Source organism: Burkholderia sp. ABCPW 111 (assembly GCF_000773065.1).
GTDB classification, from domain to species: domain Bacteria; phylum Pseudomonadota; class Gammaproteobacteria; order Burkholderiales; family Burkholderiaceae; genus Burkholderia; species Burkholderia savannae.
On record NZ_JPWT01000090.1, the window covers coordinates 25,093 to 43,215 of the forward strand.

Annotated in this window: 16 protein-coding genes; 7 read left to right on the plus strand and 9 right to left on the minus strand. The window is 70.5% G+C overall.

From position 1 onward, the window contains the following. Positions 1-3: 3 nt before the first annotated feature. The 7 genes from X946_RS21210 to X946_RS21240 all read left to right on the plus strand — a co-directional run bounded on the left by X946_RS21210 (position 4) and on the right by X946_RS21240 (position 7,421). On the plus strand, positions 4-1,029 hold the full coding sequence (locus X946_RS21210; RefSeq protein WP_038751617.1) for an ATP-binding cassette domain-containing protein: 1,026 nt from the start codon (positions 4-6) through the stop codon (positions 1,027-1,029). Next, a complete protein-coding gene (locus X946_RS21215) occupies positions 1,022-2,113 on the plus strand; it encodes an ABC transporter permease (protein WP_038751582.1) in 1,092 nt (363 codons plus the stop codon). The genes X946_RS21210 and X946_RS21215 overlap by 8 nt, the downstream gene beginning before the upstream one ends. Before the next feature lie 26 nt (positions 2,114-2,139). Next, a complete protein-coding gene (locus X946_RS21220) occupies positions 2,140-2,673 on the plus strand; it encodes a hypothetical protein (protein ID WP_038751585.1) in 534 nt (177 codons plus the stop codon). 43 nt (positions 2,674-2,716) lie between these two features. After that, complete coding sequence (locus X946_RS21225) at positions 2,717-4,069, plus strand: diaminobutyrate--2-oxoglutarate transaminase family protein (RefSeq protein WP_038751588.1); 1,353 nt, start codon at positions 2,717-2,719, stop codon at positions 4,067-4,069. Positions 4,070-4,143: 74 nt separating this feature from the next. Next, entirely contained in the window at positions 4,144-5,145 is a 1,002-nt protein-coding gene (locus X946_RS21230; RefSeq protein WP_038751620.1) for a fatty acid desaturase family protein, read from the plus strand. A gap of 214 nt (positions 5,146-5,359) precedes the next feature. Continuing rightward, complete coding sequence (locus X946_RS21235) at positions 5,360-6,556, plus strand: MFS transporter (protein WP_038751590.1); 1,197 nt, start codon at positions 5,360-5,362, stop codon at positions 6,554-6,556. Positions 6,557-6,599: 43 nt separating this feature from the next. Beyond that, entirely contained in the window at positions 6,600-7,421 is an 822-nt protein-coding gene (locus X946_RS21240) for a hypothetical protein (RefSeq protein WP_038751593.1), read from the plus strand. Positions 7,422-7,548: 127 nt separating this feature from the next. Here X946_RS21240 and X946_RS21245 read toward each other — a convergent pair whose 3' ends face one another. The 9 genes from X946_RS21245 to X946_RS21280 all read right to left on the minus strand — a co-directional run. Next, positions 7,549-10,746, minus strand: a complete 3,198-nt coding sequence (locus tag X946_RS21245) for an error-prone DNA polymerase (protein ID WP_038751596.1) — start codon at positions 10,744-10,746, stop codon at positions 7,549-7,551. A gap of 5 nt (positions 10,747-10,751) precedes the next feature. Beyond that, positions 10,752-12,227 carry a Y-family DNA polymerase gene (locus tag X946_RS21250; protein ID WP_038751598.1) on the minus strand — a complete coding sequence of 492 codons (1,476 nt, stop codon included), beginning with the start codon at positions 12,225-12,227 and terminating at the stop codon, positions 10,752-10,754. Then, on the minus strand, positions 12,160-12,870 hold the full coding sequence (gene imuA, locus X946_RS21255) for a translesion DNA synthesis-associated protein ImuA (RefSeq protein WP_038751601.1): 711 nt from the start codon (positions 12,868-12,870) through the stop codon (positions 12,160-12,162). The genes X946_RS21250 and imuA overlap by 68 nt, the downstream gene beginning before the upstream one ends. 601 nt (positions 12,871-13,471) lie before the next feature. Then, positions 13,472-14,266, minus strand: coding sequence for an ABC transporter ATP-binding protein (locus tag X946_RS21260; RefSeq protein ID WP_038751603.1), 795 nt, complete (start codon positions 14,264-14,266; stop codon positions 13,472-13,474). Then, complete coding sequence (locus X946_RS21265) at positions 14,267-15,163, minus strand: ABC transporter permease (RefSeq protein WP_038751606.1); 897 nt, start codon at positions 15,161-15,163, stop codon at positions 14,267-14,269. Between the two features lie 264 nt (positions 15,164-15,427). Beyond that, positions 15,428-16,399 carry an ABC transporter substrate-binding protein gene (locus X946_RS21270; RefSeq protein WP_038751609.1) on the minus strand — a complete coding sequence of 324 codons (972 nt, stop codon included), beginning with the start codon at positions 16,397-16,399 and terminating at the stop codon, positions 15,428-15,430. A 260-nt stretch (positions 16,400-16,659) separates the two neighbouring features. After that, positions 16,660-17,478, minus strand: coding sequence for a MetQ/NlpA family ABC transporter substrate-binding protein (locus tag X946_RS21275; RefSeq protein WP_038751611.1), 819 nt, complete (start codon positions 17,476-17,478; stop codon positions 16,660-16,662). After that, a complete protein-coding gene (locus X946_RS31910; protein WP_081989920.1) occupies positions 17,479-17,631 on the minus strand; it encodes a permease in 153 nt (50 codons plus the stop codon). Then, a partial coding sequence (locus tag X946_RS21280; RefSeq protein ID WP_038751614.1) for a methyl-accepting chemotaxis protein occupies positions 17,628-18,123 on the minus strand: 496 nt, incomplete at its 5' end. The genes X946_RS21280 and X946_RS31910, both read right to left, overlap by 4 nt.

Here is an 18,123-nt window from a genome sequence, read left to right on the forward strand (position 1 = left end):
GCGATGAACCCTGTTCCGTTTCCGGCCGTCGAGGCCGCTCAAGCCGACGGCGCCGCCAACGCCGCCAACGCCGCCGCCGCCGCCGGCCCGCTCGAACGCGAAGCGGCGCCGAGCCGAGCGGCCAGCGCGCTCGCCGCGCGCCGCATCGACGTGAAGGCGGGCGACTTCGCGTTCCACGCCACCGATATCGCCTTTCGCGCGGGCGCGCTGACGGCGATCGTCGGGCCGAATGGGTCCGGCAAGAGCACGCTGCTCGAGGCGCTGTTCGGCTTTCGCCGCGCGCGGCTCGAGGGCGCGACGATCCTCGGCGTGCCGGCCGCGCGATTCATGCGCGACACGCGCGAGCTGCGGCGCTTCGGCGCGCAATTGCAGCGCGTCGAATACGCGGAGCACGCGCGCGTCGACGAGATCCTCGCCGTGCATCGCGCGCTGTACCGCAAGCAGGACGCCGCGGTCGCGCGGGCGCTCGCGATCGACGAGCTGCGCGCGAAGCCGTACAGCGGGCTGTCGAAGGGCCAGAGGCAACGGCTCGATCTGTTCATCGCGTTCGCGCATCGCCCGGCGCTCGTCGCGCTCGACGAGCCGTTCACGGGCCTCGACCGCACGATGACGCGCAGCGTGCTCGACCTGCTGCGCGGCCCGCTCGCAGGCATCACGGTCGTGATGATCTGCCACGCGGGCGAGGAGCTCGCCATCGCCGACGACGTGCTGTGGGTGCGCGACGGCGCGCTGCGCTATCAGGGCGGCAAGGACGCGCTCAAGCGGCGTCTGGTCGGCGAATTTCGCGCGCTGATCCACGTCGACGACGACGCGCAGGCGGACCGCGTGCGCGCGGTGCTCGCGCGGGACGCGCACGTGCAGCGCATCGTCGCGCCGGCGCCGCGGCAGATCGGCGCGTTCGGCCGCGCGGGGCTCGATCGCACGCTGCGCGCGCTGATGGAGACGGCGGGCATCCGGCACTTCGAATTCGCGCCGACCGACGAGGGCGATCTGCTGCGCGCGTGCACCGAAGGAGCGACGGATGCTTAAGGTCTTTCTGATCCTCACGCGCAACGAATTGCTCGGGCAATTGCGCAGCAAGGCGCGGCTCTTCTGGACGTTCGTCTTTCCGATCCTGCTGATGAGCGTGATGCTCGTCGCGTTCGGCAAGAGCAGCTCGCTCGGCGTCGTCGAGCTCGCGTTCGACGGCGACGCCGCCGCGCCGCAGGCGCGCGCGTGCCGCGCCGCGATCGAGGCCGCGTTCGCGGGCAACGGCACGGTCGGCGCCCGCGTGGTCGCGCCGAACGCGGCGGGCGCGGCGAGCGGCGATCGCGTGCGCGTGATCTGGCCCGCGCGTGCGACCGATCCGGTGCGCGTCGCATACGACTTCAACGGCCCGCTCGCGGCGCGCGCCGCCGCGCGCACGATCGAGATCGCGCTCGTGCGCTGCGCGGCATCCGAGGCGGGCCTGCCCGCCGCGTACCGGGCCCGCTTCGAAAACGACGGCCATGCGCTCGCGCCGCTCGATTACGGCGAATTCTTCGCGACCGGCATCCTGATCATGGCGTTCATGTCGATCGGCGTCGTGTCGACCGCCACGACGATCGCGACGCTGCGCGAGCGCAACACGTTCAAGATGTACGTGTGCTTTCCGGTGTCGCGCTTCGTGTTCCTCGCGTCGCTGATCGTGTCGCGCGTGCTTTTGATGCTCGCCGCGGCGGTGACGCTGATGCTCGCCGCGCGCTACCTGTTTCAGGTGCCGCTGCCGCTCTGGAGCGCGCGCGCGCTGCGCGCGATCCCGATCGTGCTGCTCGGCGCGGCGATGCTGCTGAGCCTCGGCACGCTGCTCGCGAGCCGCGCGCGGTCGGTCGCCGCGGCCGAGGCGTGGTGCAACCTGATCTATTTCCCGCTGCTGTTTTTCAGCGATCTGACGATCCCGCTGCGCGCCGCGCCGCACTGGCTGCGCGTCGTGCTGCTCGTTTTGCCGACCAACCAGTTCGCCGTCGCGCTGCGCGGCGTGTTCATCCGCGACATCGGCTATGCGCAGGCCGCGTGGCCGCTCGCCGTGGTCGCGGGCTGGACGCTCGCGTTCCTCGCCGGCGCCGCGCTGACGTTCCGCTGGCATCAAGACTGACACACATCGAAGGAGGCCATTGCGTCATGCCCGATCTGATCACCGCTTATCTGCGCAACGCCGTGCTGTTCGTGCCCGCGATCGGCTTCATGCTGGTCATGCGCGCGCTGCCGGGCGACGGCGACGCGCACTGGCGGCTCGCCGCGCTCGCGGGCGCGCTGCTCGCGCTGCCGCACACCGCGTGGCTGCTGCGCCGCCGCCCGCTGCACGGCACCGCGCTCGGCCTGAACGCGTATCTGATCGTCAGCGCGGCGCTGCCGTTCGTGTCGGCCGACGCGAGCCGCGCATGGGGCGAAACGCTCGGGTCGGCCGCGATGCTCGTCTGCGTGCTCGCGACGCACGCGATCGGCCTGGCCGTCGCACCCGAAGCGTTCTCCGGCGCGGCCGATCCGGCACTCGCGCAGGCGCTCTGCAAGAAGATGGTCGCATACGGCGGCGTCGCGCTCGCCGTCGCGTTCCCGCATCGTCACGACCCGCTCTTCGGCGGCGTGCTGCCCGTCGTCGCGCTGATCCTGCTGCACAAGCGGCTGCGGCGCGGCGCGCTCGCGCCGATCGCCTGAAATGCGGGGCCGCCCCGCTCCGCCCTTTTTTCGTGAGGTAGCCATGCAAGACGTCGATCCCGCTTACGCTTTCGTCCGCGCCCGAGAATCGAGCGCGCGCACCTATGCGGAAACCTTCGACACCGTTTTCGCGCACGGCGCGGGCACGGTGCTCACCGACACGGCCGGCCGCCGCTACCTCGATTTCCTGTCGTGCGCGGGCACGCTCGCGACCGGCCACAACCATCCGGCGATCGTCGAGCGCGTGCGCGAGTTCGTCGGCAGCGGCCAGGTGATGCAGATGCTCGACGTGACGACGCCCGTCAAGCACCGCTTCGTCGAGCGCCTGTTCGAGATCCTGCCGCCCGCGTTCGGGCGGCACGCGCGCGTGCAGTTCTGCGGCCCGTCCGGCGCGGATGCGATCGAAGCGGCGATCAAGCTCTTCAAGACGGCGACGGGCCGGCGCTCGGTGATCGCGTTTCACGGCGGCTATCACGGAATGACGGCGGGCGCGCTCGCGCTGACGGGCAACTTGCGCGCGAAGGACAAGGTCGCCTCGCTGATGCCCGACGTGCACGTGATGCCGTATCCGTACGCATATCGCTGTCCGTTCGGACTCGGCGCGCCGCAGACCGCGGCCGCATCGCTGCATTACGTCGAATCGATGCTGAGCGACCCGGAAAGCGGCATCTCGAAGCCCGCCTGCGTGATCGTCGAGGCGGTGCAAGGCGAAGGCGGCGTGATTCCCGCGCCGCCCGAATGGCTCGCCGGCCTGCGCGCGCTGACCGCACGGCTCGACATTGCGCTCGTGATCGACGAGGTGCAGACGGGCATCGGCCGCACGGGCGCGATGTTCGCATTCGAGCGAAGCGGCATCCGGCCCGACGCGATCGTGCTGTCGAAGGCGATCGGCGGCGGCTTTCCGCTCGCGCTCGTCGTCTACGACGCGCGCTACGACGTCTGGCAGGCGGGCGCGCACGCGGGCACGTTCCGCGGCAACCAGATCGCGATGGCGGCGGGCGTCGCGTGCCTCGACGTGATCGACTCGGAAGGGCTGATCGCCGGCGTGGCGGCAAAGGAGGCGCATGTCCGCGCGCGGCTCGAATGGCTCGCCGCGCGCCATCCGGAAATCGGCGACGTGCGTGGGCGCGGGCTCATGTGGGGCATCGAGCTCGTCGATCCCGACGCCGAACCGAACGCGATCGGCGCGCGGCCCGCCGCGCCCGCGCTCGCGCGCGCGCTCAAGCGGTACTGCTTCGCGCACGGGCTCATCGTCGAGACGGGCGGCCGCCACGGCGCCGTCGTGCGCCTGCTGCCGCCCCTCACCGTCAGCATCGCCGAGCTCGATCTCGCCTTCGACACGCTCGACGCCGGCTTCGCCGCGCTCGGCGAGCGCGCGCATGCCGAATTCGCGTGACGCGGATCGCCGGCGCACGTCACGACTTTCAAGGACACACGATCATGTCTTCCGGAACCGCCTCCACCGACACCGTGAACTACCGCAAGAAATACGCGACCGAAGCGCATGCGCTGAGCACGATCCGGCCGTGGCGCTGCGCGTGGGTGATCGCGCGGCAATGGGCCGGCATCGCGATCGCGTTCGCGTTGCCGATCGCGCTCGTCGCGCGCCTGACGGGCGGCACGAGCCTCGCGCACGCGTTCGCCGTGCTGCCTGCGCCGCAGCGGCTCGCCGTCGTCGCGAGCCTCGTCGCCGCCTACGTGTATCTCGCATGCAAGCAGCATGCGCTCGGCATCGTGATGCACGACGCGACGCACTTTCGCCTCTTCGAATCGCGCCGTGCGAACGAGCTCGTCAGCAACTGGCTGTGCGCGTTCCCGATCGGCATGGTGACGTCGTGCTACCGGCGCAGCCATCTGCCGCATCATCTGTTCACGAACAAGCCGAACGATCCGTACTGGGCGCGCCTCGTCGAGGACGAGCACTACGCGTTCCCCAAGTCGCGCGCCGCGTTCGGCCGAATCCTGCTCGGCGACGTGTTCGGCGCGAACCTGCGCGCATGGTGGCCGACGCTGCGCAGCTGGACGGGCTGGAGCAGCGTCCTCAGCAACCGCGAAAAGCTGCTCACGCCGTCCGAGCGCCGGCAATTCGCCGCGTTCTGGATCGGCGCGATCGCGCTCGCCGCGCGCTTCGGCCTGCTGCCGTATTTCCTGCTGCTGTGGGTGCTGCCGATGTTCACGCTGTCGCTCGCGTTCATCCGCATCCGCGTGATCGCCGAGCACGATCTCGAGCAGGCCGGCCACGAGCTCGAACGCACGCGTCACGTCGACGGCAACTGGCTCGAGCTGCTCGCGATCGCGCCGCTCAATATCAACTTTCACGTCGCGCACCATCTGTTTCCGAGCGTGCCGCTCTACAACCTGCCGAAAATGCATGCGCTGCTGATGCAGGAGCCGGCGTTCCGCGAGAAAGCGCAGCTATGGCGCACCTATCTCGGCAGGAAGCACGGCATGGTCCGCTCGCTGCTCACCTGACGCGGACCGCGGCGAGTGAACGGACGCATCGATCGCGCGCGAACGCGGCGCCCGCGCGGCCGCGAACACGAGCGCGAACACGACCGCGGCCGCAACCGCAGCCGCAGCCGGTCCGCGTCATTGCGCCTGCGGTATCAATCGGTCGGAATTCGGTATTGGCCCGGATACGCGCTCTCGGGGGAGACTGTCATTCTTTCAGAATCCGAAACGAACCGTGGTGACCAACACGCTACGCTTTGCACTCTTCATGTGCGGCTGCGCGGCTTTTCTGAGCCTGTATGCAACGCAAGGCATCCTGCCTCAGATCGCGGCCACGTTCGGCACGCACATCGAGCAAGCCGCGCTCGGCATTACGGTCACGACGGTCGCGATGGCGACGACGGCGCCTTTCGTCGGCATGCTGACGCACCGCTTCGATCGACACCGGATCATCGCGTTCGCCGCGCTGCTGCTCGCGCTGCCCACGCTCTGGACCGCGCATGCGGATTCGTTCGCCGAATTCCTCGCGGGGCGGATCGCAACGGGGATCGTCATTCCGGTGCTGTTCGCCGTCACGGTGTCGTACATCGGCGAAACCTGGCAGGGCGACACGGCAACCGAGATGACGAGCTTCTTCGTCGCGGGCACGACGCTCGGCGGCTTCGGCGGGCGCTTCATCGTCAATGGCGTGACGGCGGCGAGCGACTGGCCGCATGCGCTCGACGTGCTCGCCTACACGATGCTCGCCGCCGGCACGGCGATCCATCTGTGCCTGCCGCGCACGCGTGCGCGCACGGCGCCCGCGGCGGCCCCGTCGGCGATGTCGCTGCGCGCGCTCGGCCGCAACCGGCCGGTGCTCGCGTCGTATTTCATCGGCGCGTGCATCCTGTTTTCGCAGGTGACGACGTTCACGTACGTCGGGCTCCATCTCGCGAAGCCGCCGTATCGGTTCGGCACCGCGGCGATCGGCTCGATCTACGCGGTGTTCCTGCTCGCCGTCGTCGTCACGCCGATGGCCGCGCGGCTGTCGCGCAAGCGCCGGCCGGCGGATCTGCTGCTGCTCGCCGCCGGGCTCGGCGTCGCGGGCGCGCTGCTGACGCTTCATTCGGGCGTGCCCGTGATCCTGCTCGGGCTCGCGATAGGTTCGACGGGCGTGTTCGTGGGCCAGACGGCCGCGAGCGCGTTCGTCACACGTTCGACCTCCGAGGGCCGGACATTCGCAGTGGGGCTTTATCTGTCGTGCTATTACCTGGGCGGCAGCGTGGGAACGGTATTGCCGGTTCCTGCATGGCAGCGCTTCGGCTGGGCAGGCTGCGTCGCACTCGTCGTGTGCGCGCACCTGCTCGCCGCGGTCGCCGCGTGCACGTTCTGGAAACCGGGCGGTATCGACGCAACGCGCACTCGACAATCATCCATTACGACATCGCGCTAGGCTGGCCAGAGCCGCAGCGATGCGCATCAGAGAGAAATCGTGCATGAACTCGATCACCATCACGCCAACCAATCTTGTCGACATCGTTTGTCCCGTGCTGGAAGGGATGGCGCCCGGCGCGCTCCAGCGCGCGCTCGTCGACGCGTTCGACGCCGAGGCGGATTCGCTCGCGCGCATCGAGCATGCGTTCAACGCGCTCACGTCCGGCAAGCCGTCGAAGAAGGCGCTGCGCGTCTTTTTCGCGAGCTGGTCGAAGACCAACAACTCGGCGGCGAGCGTGTCGGGCCTCGCGAACCGCGTGACGCTCCTCGCGCGCTCCGATCCGGCGTCGCCCGCGTCGGCGAAGCTCTACGACGCATGCGGCAGCCTGCAGCGCATCACCGACGAAGATCTCGGCGCGCTCGGCGGCACGCTGCACGCCGACCTGTTCTACAACATGGCGACGACGATCTGCGGCGACGACGCCTGGCTGCTGAGGGCGAACTGCCTCGCGGCCGCGCAGGCGTTCAAGGACTGGACCGACCGGCAGCGGCTGCGCAACCGCGATCTGATGCAAGGCCTCCTCACGACGCTCGTGCACGAGGTGTACACGCACGGCGAAGTCGAGTTCATCCATCCGCTGTTCAAGACATGGTTCGAGCATCGGATGAACGTCCCTGCCGAGCGCGTGCGCTTCGTCCTCGCATGGGTGACGGTTCATACGGGCGGCACCGAGAGCGCGCACTTCGCGCATGCCGTCCAGGCGGTCAAGACGTTCTGCGACGCGATGGACGTGCGGATCGATCCCGCATCGTCGACGGAGCTGTTCCGCGAATATCTGCGCCGCAAGGCGGCCGTCATGCAGGAATGCGCGGCCGCGCTTTGAGCGCGCGAGCGGGCCGCCGCGCCGCTTGACGAAGATCGCGCGCCGCCTTCGGGCCGCGAGCGGTGCCCGGATCGATGGATCGCGATCGCGCGGCAAGCGCCCGCCGCGCCGCGTGTGCCGGCGAGCGTCAATGGAACTCGCGGCTCTCGGTCCGCAAGCCGGCGATGAGCGGCGTCAGATCCTCGAGATATTGCGCGACGAGATGCCGGACGTCGCTCTCGCACTGCCACACGCCCGACACCGCGAGCAGCCGCGAATCGAGCGTCTCGCGCCGCTGCCGCTCGAGCAGCTCCGGCCGCACGATCACGTTCACGCAGCCCGTCTCATCCTCGAGCGTGACGAACAGCACGCCCTTCGCGGTGCCCGGCATCTGCCGCGCGGTCACGAGCCCGCATGCGCGCGCGAGCTGGCCGTTGCGGCGATCGCGCAGCGCCGCGGCGGACGACAGCCGCCGCGCGTCGAGCGCGGGCCGCAGCAGCGCGACCGGATGCCGGTTCAGCGTGAGGCCGATCGTGTGATAGTCGGCGAAAACGTCGTCGGCCTCGGACGGCGCGCCGAGCGCGGGCTTCTCGACTTCGTCGATCGGCGCGGCGGCGAGCAGATCGCGCTCCGGCGCCGCGGCGACCGCCTGCCACAGCGCATCGCGGCGATTGCCGGCCAGCGTCGCGAACGCGTTCGCGGCGGCGAGCGCCTCGAGATCGCGGCGCTCGAGGCGCGCGCGGCGCGCGAGCTCGTCGACGCTCGTGAACGGCCCCGCCGCGCGCGCCGCCTCGATCCGCCGCGCGGCGTCCTCGCCCAGGCCGCGCACGAGCGACAACCCGAGCCGCACCGCCGGCTGCCCGCCGGGCGGCGCCGCGCCGGGCCGCGCTTCGAGCGACGCTTCCCAGCCGCTCGCCGACGCGTCGATCGGCAGCACCGTCACGCCGTGGCGCTTCGCGTCCTGCACGAGCTGCGCGGGCGGATAAAAACCCATCGGCTGGCTGTTCAGGAGCGCCGCGAGAAAGATCGCCGGCTCGTGGCACTTGAGCCAGCTGCTCGCATAGACGAGATGCGCGAAGCTCGCCGCATGGCTCTCCGGAAAGCCGTATTCGCCGAAGCCCTTGATCTGCTCGAAGATCTGCTCGGCGAACTCGGGCGGATAATCGCGCTCGCGCATGCCGTCGACGATCTTGCGCCGATACTGCTCGATGTTGCCCTTGCGCTTCCACGCGGCCATCGCGCGGCGCAGCTCGTCGGCCTCGCCGGGCGTGAAGCCCGCGGCGATGATCGCGATCTGCATCACCTGCTCCTGGAAGATCGGCACGCCGCGCGTGCGCTCGAGCGCCTGCTTCAGATCGTCCTTCGGATACGTGACGGGCTCGAGCCCCTGCCGCCGCTTCAGGTACGGATGCACCGCGCCGCCCTGGATCGGCCCCGGCCGCACGATCGCGACCTCGATCACGAGATCGTAATAGTCGCGCGGCCGCAGGCGCGGCAGCATCGACATCTGCGCGCGCGATTCGATCTGGAACACGCCGACCGTGTCCGCGCGGCAGATCATGTCGTACGTCGCCGCGTCGCCCTGCTCGATGTGCGCCATGCCGAACGGCTTGCCGTCCCGCCCGCCGCGCCACGCGGTGACCATGTCGAACGCGCGATGCAGCGCGGACAGCATGCCGAGCGCGAGCACGTCGACCTTCATCAGCCCGAGCGCCTCCAGATCGTCCTTGTCCCACTGGATCACGCGCCGCCCCTCCATCGCCGCGTTCTCGACCGGCACGAGCCGCGTGAGCTTGCCGCGGCTGATCACGAAGCCGCCCGAATGCTGCGACAAATGGCGCGGAAAGCGCAGCAGCCGCGCGGCGAGCTTGGCCCACTCGCGAATGAGCGGCGTGTCCGGATCGAGCCCCACCGATTCGAAGCGCGCGAGCAGATCGCGGCTGCCGTCGAACCAGCGATGCTCCTTCGCGACCCGCTCGACGAGCATCGGATCGACGCCGAGCGCCTTGCCGGTCTCGCGCAGCGCGCCGCGCGGGCGATAGGTCGACACGGCCGCGGCGAGCGCCGCGCGATCATGGCCGTATTTCTCGTAGAGATACTGGATGACTTCCTCGCGGCGCTGATGCTCGAAGTCGACGTCGATGTCGGGCGGCTCGCCGCGCTCGCGGCTGATGAAGCGCTCGAACAGCAGCGTGCTGCGCTCGGGGTCCACCTCGGTCACATGCAGGCAGTAGCAGACGACCGAGTTCGCCGCCGAGCCGCGCCCCTGGCACAGAATGTTCTTGCTGCGCGCGTATTGGACGATGTCGTGAACCGTCAGGAAATACGGCTCGTATTCGAGCTCGGCGATCAGCGCGAGTTCGTACTCGATTCTTTTCCGCACCGTTTCCGGCACGCCGCCGGGATAGCGCGCGCGCGCGCCCGCCCAGGTTTCCTGCGCCAGATAGCTCGCCGGCGTGTAGCCTGCCGGCACGATTTCGTGCGGATATTCGTAGCGCAGCTCGTCGAGCTCGAAACGACACGCATCGAGAATCCGGCACGTCTCCGCGAGCGCGTCGGCCGGAAACAGCTTCCCGATCCGATGGCGCGTGCGCAAATGCTGCTCCCCGTTCGGCGCGAGCGCGTAGCCGCATTCGGCGATCGGCATGCCGAGCCGAATCGCCGTCATCGCGTCTTGCAGCGGCTTGCACGAGCGCCTGTGCATCGTCACGTCGCCGAGCGCGACGACGCACATTCCGCGCCGCTCGCCCGCCGCCCGGACTGCCTCGCCATGCGCGCCGTCGAGCGCGCGCTGCAGCTGCACGAGCCCGAGCCGCGCGCGTGCGCCGAACAGCGCGTCGAACCACGCGAGCTGCGCGTCGAGCATGTCGGCGCGCGCCGGATACGTCGGCACGAGGATCGCGAAGCAATCGGGCACGCCGCGCAGATGCGCGAGCGCCGGCGGCGGCGCGGCCAGCATCCGCGGCGTGAGCCGGTAGGTGCCCTTCGGCGCGTCCATCCGCCGCCACGAAATCAGCTCGGACAGGTTGCCGTAGCCTTCGCGGTTCCGCGCGAGCAGCACGAGGCCGAACGCGCCGGGGCCCGGATCGTGGCCCGGCGCGGCGTCGTCCGGCGTCACGTCGAAGTACGCGCCGACGACGAGCGGCAGCCCCTTCGCCTTCGCCGCGACGTGCATGCGCGGCGCGCCGGCGAGCGAGCATTCGTCGGTGATCGCGATGCCGCGATAGCCGTGCGCCGCCGCGCGCTCGACGAGTTCGTCCGCCGACGACGTGCCGTGCAGGAACGAGAAGTTCGACCGGCAGAACAGCTCCGCGTAGTCGGGCAGGATCTTGGATGCCGCATCCATGCCGCTCACCCGAAGAGGCCGTGCAGGAACCAGCACTGCCTCGCCGCGCCGCTGCCGCGCTCCTGGTAGACCCAGTAGCACGCGCCATCGTCGTCCTGCGCGATGCGATAGTCGCGCTCGACGAGCGGGCCGTCGAGCCAGCCGGCCTCGATCCGCTCGATCGACGACACGAACCTGAGCGGCGTGCGATAGAACGGCCGGTTCTCGCGCATCGCGAGCGGCAGCGGCTGGTCGAGCAGCCATGCGGGACGCGGAGCCGCGACGCCCGGCACGGCCGGCCTGCCCGCCGGCGCGCCGAGCGGCAGCCAGCGGTTCGCCGCCTCGGGGCGATGATCGGCGACGGGCGCCGCGCGCAGCACGTTGTCCGCGCCGAGCCGCGCGCTCAGGAGCTCGACGAGCCGCGCGCGCGCCTCGCGGGTGCCGCCCGGCTCCGGAAACAGATCGTCGGCGGGCGGCGCGACCGATTCGACGCGCGTCGCCGCCAGGCGCACCGCGATCACCGCGGCGGGCAGCGCGACGCGCGCGAGCCGCTCGCCGAGGAGGCGCATGAAGTGCGTCTCGTCGCGCGCGGGCTCGGCGAACGCGAGTTCGAGCGACGTCGGCGGCACCGCCTGGCGGCCGCGCTCGTGCTCGAGCGCGAACGTCATCGCCGACAGCGACAACTGCCGCGCGGCGAGCCAGCCGCACAGCTGCACGACGAGCCGGCGCGCGACGAACAGCACGGCTTGCGCATATTCGACGCGCTCCGGCAATTCGAGCCGAGCGTCGAACACGGGCGGCACCGCCATCCAGGCGAGCGGCTCCGCGACGTCGCCGTACGCACGATCGAGCGCGGCGACGAGCGCGGGACCGCAGCGGCGCGTGAGCCCCGCGCGCGGCAAGCGGCGCAGGTCGGCGAGCGTGCGGCAGCCGAGGCCGTCGAACCAGCCGGCATACGGACGCGCGGCGGGCAGCAGCTCGCACGGCAGCGCGTCGAGCGCGCGCGCGAGCGATGCCGCCCGCACGATCCGCCGCCGCGTGCGCGGCCGGCCCGGCCCGCGCGCGAGCAGCCATGCGCCGCGTCCCGTCGGCGCGGCGGCAAGACACGCCGCGTAGCCGAGCGTGGCGAGCGTCGCGCGCACTTGCCGGCACAGCGACGGCAGGCCGCCGAATAGCCGCAGGCTTGCGCCGACGTCGACGACGAGCGTCGCTTCGTCGTCGAGCGCGACGCATGGCGAGAAGCGCAACAGCGCGAGCGCGACCGCGCGCAGCGCGTCGGCCTCGCGCGCCGGATCGCGCTCCACGAGCCGCGTGCCGGGTGCGAGCGTCAGCACGCCGCCGCGCTTCATGCCGGCGCGCACGCCGCGCGAACGCGCGGCCGCATCGGCGATCAGCACGACGCCCTGCTCGAGCACCGCGCAGCCGTCGCCGCCGTCAGGCGACGACGGCGCGCACACGTCGAGCGGCAGGCGCGGCAGATGAATGCCGAGCAAGACGCGCATAGCGGCCCTCCACGATGGGCGACGGCAATTCGAGCGAAAGCGGCTCGCCGTGCGCCGGCCCACGACGCTTGACGATCTCGACCGACACGCCGCCCGGCGACGGATGCAGCGCGACGCGCAGCATCGCGGGCGACGGCTGCCGCGCGGCGGCCAAGGGCCGAAACATCACGAACAGCGTATCGCCCGCACGGGCGGCGGCGAGATGCAGGCGGCGCAGCGCATCGGCGCGCGTGTTCTGCTGCCACAGCAGGAGCGCGCCGCAGCAGCCGGTCTTGAGCGCCTGCTCGGCCGCCCACAGCGCGTTCGCGCCGCTGTCCGCGCGCAACCACAGCAGCGCGTCGAGCGGCACGCCGAGACTGGCGAGCGCGCACGCGTGCGGCGGCTGCGGCGGCGCGACGAACGCAAGCGGCCGCCGCGCGCTGCCGGTCGCCGCGAGCGCGGGCGCAAGCACGCGCATCTCGCCGCAACCCGCGTGGGGCACGAGCAGTTCGACGAGCCCGCCGAGCGGCCAGCCGCCCCCCGGCAGCTCGGCCGACAACGCCGCATGGCCGGTATCGACCGTACGCGGGCCGCCGCGCGCGAGTTGGGAGCCTCGCCAAAGCGACGGATGCAGCGATTCGAGGGAAAGGGAGGAAGCGGACATCGCATTGCCGATTACTGTATGTTTGTACAGTATATGGCAACGCATCCGCGACGCACAGCAACCGATGCGAAACCGGCCATTCGGCAGAGGAGTGAACGGAAAATCGATTCGGAACCCGCCGCGTACCGCGCGCAATGCGCTCTCGGCCGCGCCGGCCCGACCGCCGCAGGTTCGTCGCCGGCAGCCGCCCGAGACCGCTCGCGCCGGCCGGCCGCGGCGTCCGCCCGAGCAAAGCGGCGACAGTGACCGCAGTGGCCGCGGCGCGCACGAAGCCGCCACCGCCGCGCGTGCCGGAACGAAGCCGCCGCGCGTGAAGCCCGAACGAACGGCTCGCCCTCGTCGCAAGCCGCGGGCCGCGCGCCGCGGGCCACGAACCACAACCCACAACCCACGAACCACGAGCCGCAAACCGCAAGCCACACCCATTCGTCGACCGCCCGGAACGCCGTGCGCGACGGCCGCCACGCCGCGCAACCATCGATCGCGCAACCGTCGCGCAACCCGCACAACCCGCACGACAACCACGACACAGCCGCTCCGCTGCCCGCCGCCGGAACCGCGGCCGAAGCGTCGGCCCCGCCCCACCGCCGCCGGCAGCCCGTCAGCCGAGCAGCAACGCGTCGTCGTCGAGCTTCTCGTGCCGCGTCTTCTCGAACAGTTGCAGCAGGTCCGGCACGTCGAGCCCGCGGCGCTCATCGCCGGACACGTCGAGCACCACCTGCCCCTGATGCAGCATCACCGTGCGCTCGCCGTAATCGAGCGCCTGCCGCATGCTGTGCGTGACCATCATCGTCGTCAGCTTGCTCTCGGCGACGATCCGCGCGGTCAGCTCGAGCACGAACGCGGCCGTCTTCGGATCGAGCGCGGCCGTGTGCTCGTCGAGCAGCAGAATCCGCGACGGCCGCAGCGACGCCATCAGGAGGCTCACCGCCTGCCGCTGCCCGCCCGACAGCAGGCCGATGCGATCGGCGAGCCGGTTCTCGAGCCCGAGATTCAGTAGCCGCAGCTTGTCGCGAAACAGCTCGCGCGACGCGCGGTTCAGCGCCGATCGAAAACCGCGCCGCGCGCCGCGCGCCATCGCGAGCGACATGTTCTCCTCGATCGTCAGCGCCTCGCAGGTGCCCGCCATCGGGTCCTGGAACACGCGCGCGACGAGCGGCGCGCGAGCCCACGCGGGCTTGCGCGTGACGTCGACGCCGTCGATCGCGATGCGCCCCGAATCGACCGGCTGATCGCCGCTCACCGCGTTCAGGAACGTCGATTTCCCGGCGCCGTTCGAGCCGATCACGGCAACGAACTGGCCGTTCGGGATCTCGAGCGACAGCCCGCGCAGCGCGCGCGTCTCGATCGGCGTGCCGGGATTGAACGTGAGCTTCAGGTCTTGTGCGGACAGCATTTACGCGCCTCCCGTCTTGCGTGCGAACAGCTTCCTGCGCGTCGCGGGCAGCACGAGCGCGGCCGTCACGAGCACGGCCGTCACGAGGTTCAGATCCTGCGCCTTCAGGCCGATGAACTCGCTGTTCAGCGCGAGCGCGATGAAGAAGCGATAGAGGATCGCGCCGAGCACGACGGCGAGCGTCGTGAGGAAGAGCCGCCGCGCGGGCAGCAGCGTCTCGCCGATGATCACGGCGGCGAGACCGATCACGATCGTGCCGATCCCCATCGAGATGTCCGAGCCGCCCTGCGTCTGCGCGAAAAGCGCGCCCGCGAGCGCGACGAGCGCGTTCGACAGCGCCATGCCGGCGAGCGTCGCGCGGCCGGTGGCGACGCCCTGCGCGCGCGCCATCCGCGGATTCGCGCCCGTCGCGCGCATCGCGAGGCCGAGTTGCGACGAGAAGAACCAGTCGAGCCCGAGCTTCGCGATCACGACGACGACGGCGAGCAGCGCCGGGCGCAGCACGTAATCGGGCATCCAGTCGGGCTGCAGCACCGTGAAGAGCGTGGGCTCGGTGATGAGCGGCACGTTCGGCCGGCCCATGATCCGCAGGTTCACCGAATAGAGCGCGATCATCATCAGGATGCTCGCGAGCAGATCCATGATCTTCAGCCGCACGTTGAGCCAGCCGGTGACGAAGCCCGCGCACGCGCCCGCGGCGATCGCGGCGAGCGTCGACGCGAAAGGATCGTGGCCCGCGGCGATCAGCGTCGCGGCGACGGCGCCGCCGAGCGGAAAGCTGCCGTCGACGGTCAGATCGGGAAAGTTGAGGATGCGAAACGAGATCAGCACCCCGAGGGCGACGAGGCTGAAGATGAGGCCGATCTCCAGTGCGCCGAGAAGAGAGAAAAGGGACATGGTTGGGGAAATCCTGTTGCAGCGTGCTGCGCGTGGCGGAACGGGGCGCGGCGAACGGCGTCGCTCGGCAAGCGCGGCGGCCGCGCCCGGACCGGCCCGGACCGGCCCGGACTGGCCCGGACTGGCCCGGACTGGCCCGGACCGCCCGCCGCGCGCGTTGCGCGCTTCGTCGCGGCCCGCCGACGCGCGTCGCAGCCCGTCGGGACCGCCCGCGCGCGCCGACCGAGCCGCGTCGTCCGTCTTCCGACGGCTCGCGCGCCCGCGTTACTTGATGACCGTCTGCGCCTCTTTGACGAGATCGGGCGCGAGCGTCACGCCCTGCTTCGCGGCCGCATCGGTGTTCACGAACAGCTCGAGGTTGCTGCTCGTCTCCGATGCGATCGCGCCCGGCTTCTCGCCCTTCAGGATGCGCGCGACGACCTTGCCCGTCTGCCGGCCGAGGTCGCCGTAGTTGATGCCGAGCGCCGCGATGCCGCCGCGCTTCACGCTGTCGGTGTCGCCCGCGACGAGCGGAATCTTCGCCTCGTTCGCGACCTTCACGAGCGATTCGTACGCGGACACGACGTTGTTGTCGGTGTTCGTGTAGATCACGTCGACCTTGCCGATCAGGCTCTTCGCGGCCGGGCCGATGTCGACGGTGCGCGGCGCGGCCGCTTCCTTGAGCGTCATCCCCTGCTTCGCGAGGATCTCCTTGAGCGCCGTCACGACGACGACCGAGTTCGCCTCGCCCGGGTTGTAGACCATGCCGACCGTCTTCGCCTTCGGCACGACGCGCTTGATGAGCGCGACCTGCCGGTCGAGCGGCAGCTTGTCGGACACGCCCGTCACGTTGGTGCCCGTCGTCCCCCAGCCCTTGACGAGCTGCGCGGCGACGGGATCGGTCACGCCCGAATAGACGACGGGCACGCTCTTCGTCGACGCGACGACGGCCTGCGCGGCGGGCGTCGCGATCGCGACGATCACGTCGGGCTTGTCGCCGATGAACTTGCGCGCGATCTGCGCGGCGGTGCCCGTGTTGCCCTGCGCGCTCTGGTATTCCCACTTGAGCTTGTCGTCGCCGTAGCCCTCGGCCTTCAGCTCGGCGCGCACGCCGTCGCGGATCGCGTCGAGCGCCGGATGATCGACGATCGACAGCACCTTGACGGTCTGCGCGTGCGCGGCGCCCGCGCCGAGCATCGCGAACGCCGCGACGCCCGCCGCGATCGAATGAGCGGCAACGATCTTGAATCGTTTCATGAGTCTGTCTCCCCCGGTTCTGAATGGTAGGCGGGCCGCGCTCCCCGGAACGTGCGCGGCCCGCGCCGCCGCGCCGAAAAACGGGGCGCGGCGACAAGCGTCCGAGGATACCATTTCCGCAGACTATTCAATATTTCGGGACAGTACCGACGAGCCCGAGCCGGCGGCCCGCGCACCGCTTCGCCCAAAGAGCCTTCGCCAAAGCAAAAGGCCCGCGCGATGCGCGGGCCTTCCGGCGATTCGAGGCTATCGGGCGGCGCTCAGAACGACGCGACCATCGAGCCCTTGAACTGCTTCGCGATGAACTCCTTCACTTCCGGCGACTGATACGCCTTCACGAGCTTCTTCACCCACGGCTGATCCTTGTCCTTCGCGCGCACGGCGATCAGGTTCGCGTACGGGCTCGTCAGCGATTCGAGCGCGATCGCGTCCTTGGTCGGCTGCAGGTTCCCCGCGAGCGCGTAGTTCGTGTTGATCACCGCCGCATCGACGTCGGACAGCACGCGCGGCAGTTGCGCGGCGTCGAGCTCGGTCAGCTTCAGCTTCTTCGGGTTCTCGGCGACGTCGAGCACGGTCGCGTTGTTGCCGCCCGTGCCGGCGCCCGCCTTCAGCTTGATCACGCCTTGCGTCTGCAACAGCAGCAGCGCGCGGTTCTCGTTCGACGGATCGTTCGGCAGCGCGACCTTCGCGCCCGCCGGCAGATCCTTCAGCGATTTGAACTTCTTCGAATAGACGCCGATCGGCGAGATGTACGTGAGGCCCGCGCTCACGATCTTGTAGCCGCGCTGCTTCACCTGACTGTCGAGGTACGGCTGGTGCTGGAAGCTGTTCGCGTCGAGATCGCCCGCGTCGAGCGCCGCGTTCGGCTGCACGTAGTCGTTGAACTCGATCACCTTCACGTCGAGGCCCTGCTTCTCCTTCGCGACCTTCTGGACGACCTGCCAGACCTGCGCGTCGGGGCCCGCGACCGTGCCGACCTTGACCACCTTGCTCTGCGCCTGCGCGCCGACGGAAACGGAAAGGGCGGCCGCGCCGGCCGCGACGGCGGAAACAACTTTCAGGAGAGTGCGACGCTTCATCTATGTCTCGCTTGCTTGCAGAACCATCCAGGCTCGATAGAGGGGGCGCGACGGCCTGACCGGCCGGGCCGCGCTGACGAAAGCGCAGATGGTGTCACAAGATCGCAAGGCTGTGAAATACATCCCGCTCATATAGGTATGGGATTGCGTCATGCGAGCGCCGGCTCGACGCGGCCGGCCGATGCGGCCGCGCTCGGGCCGCCGCCCGCCGCCGCGCCCGCACCGGCAGCCGCGCCGTCGCCGACCTGGAACGCGCTCACCGATTCGCGCAGCCGCGCCGCCTGCTCCTGCAGCGACGACGCGGCGGCCGCCGCCTCCTCGACGAGCGCCGCGTTCTGCTGCGTCATTTCGTCCATCTGCGTGACCGCTCGGCCGACTTGCGAGATCCCGCTCGACTGCTCCTCGGACGCGGCCGCGATCTCGCCCATGATGTCGGTCACGCGCCGCACCGCCTGCAGGATCTCGGTCATCGTCTCGCCCGCCTGGCCGACGAGCGCCGAGCCGTTGTGCACGCGCTCGACCGACGCGTCGATCAGCTGCTTGATCTCCTTGGCGGCCGTCGCGCTCCGCTGCGCGAGCGAGCGCACCTCGCCCGCGACCACCGCGAAGCCGCGCCCCTGCTCGCCCGCGCGCGCCGCCTCGACG

Coding starts and splice junctions, on each gene's coding strand:
- X946_RS21270 (WP_038751609.1), bottom strand. CDS start 16,399: ATGAAACGATTCAAGATCGTTGCCGCTCATTCGATCGCGGCGGGCGTC.
- imuA (WP_038751601.1), bottom strand. CDS start 12,870: ATGTCCGCTTCCTCCCTTTCCCTCGAATCGCTGCATCCGTCGCTTTGG.
- X946_RS21245 (WP_038751596.1), bottom strand. CDS start 10,746: ATGGATGCGGCATCCAAGATCCTGCCCGACTACGCGGAGCTGTTCTGC.
- X946_RS21215 (WP_038751582.1), top strand. CDS start 1,022: ATGCTTAAGGTCTTTCTGATCCTCACGCGCAACGAATTGCTCGGGCAA.
- X946_RS21210 (WP_038751617.1), top strand. CDS start 4: ATGAACCCTGTTCCGTTTCCGGCCGTCGAGGCCGCTCAAGCCGACGGC.
- X946_RS21240 (WP_038751593.1), top strand. CDS start 6,600: ATGAACTCGATCACCATCACGCCAACCAATCTTGTCGACATCGTTTGT.
- X946_RS21265 (WP_038751606.1), bottom strand. CDS start 15,163: ATGTCCCTTTTCTCTCTTCTCGGCGCACTGGAGATCGGCCTCATCTTC.
- X946_RS21250 (WP_038751598.1), bottom strand. CDS start 12,227: ATGCGCGTCTTGCTCGGCATTCATCTGCCGCGCCTGCCGCTCGACGTG.
- X946_RS21225 (WP_038751588.1), top strand. CDS start 2,717: ATGCAAGACGTCGATCCCGCTTACGCTTTCGTCCGCGCCCGAGAATCG.
- X946_RS31910 (WP_081989920.1), bottom strand. CDS start 17,631: ATGACGCAATCCCATACCTATATGAGCGGGATGTATTTCACAGCCTTG.
- X946_RS21220 (WP_038751585.1), top strand. CDS start 2,140: ATGCCCGATCTGATCACCGCTTATCTGCGCAACGCCGTGCTGTTCGTG.
- X946_RS21260 (WP_038751603.1), bottom strand. CDS start 14,266: ATGCTGTCCGCACAAGACCTGAAGCTCACGTTCAATCCCGGCACGCCG.
- X946_RS21275 (WP_038751611.1), bottom strand. CDS start 17,478: ATGAAGCGTCGCACTCTCCTGAAAGTTGTTTCCGCCGTCGCGGCCGGC.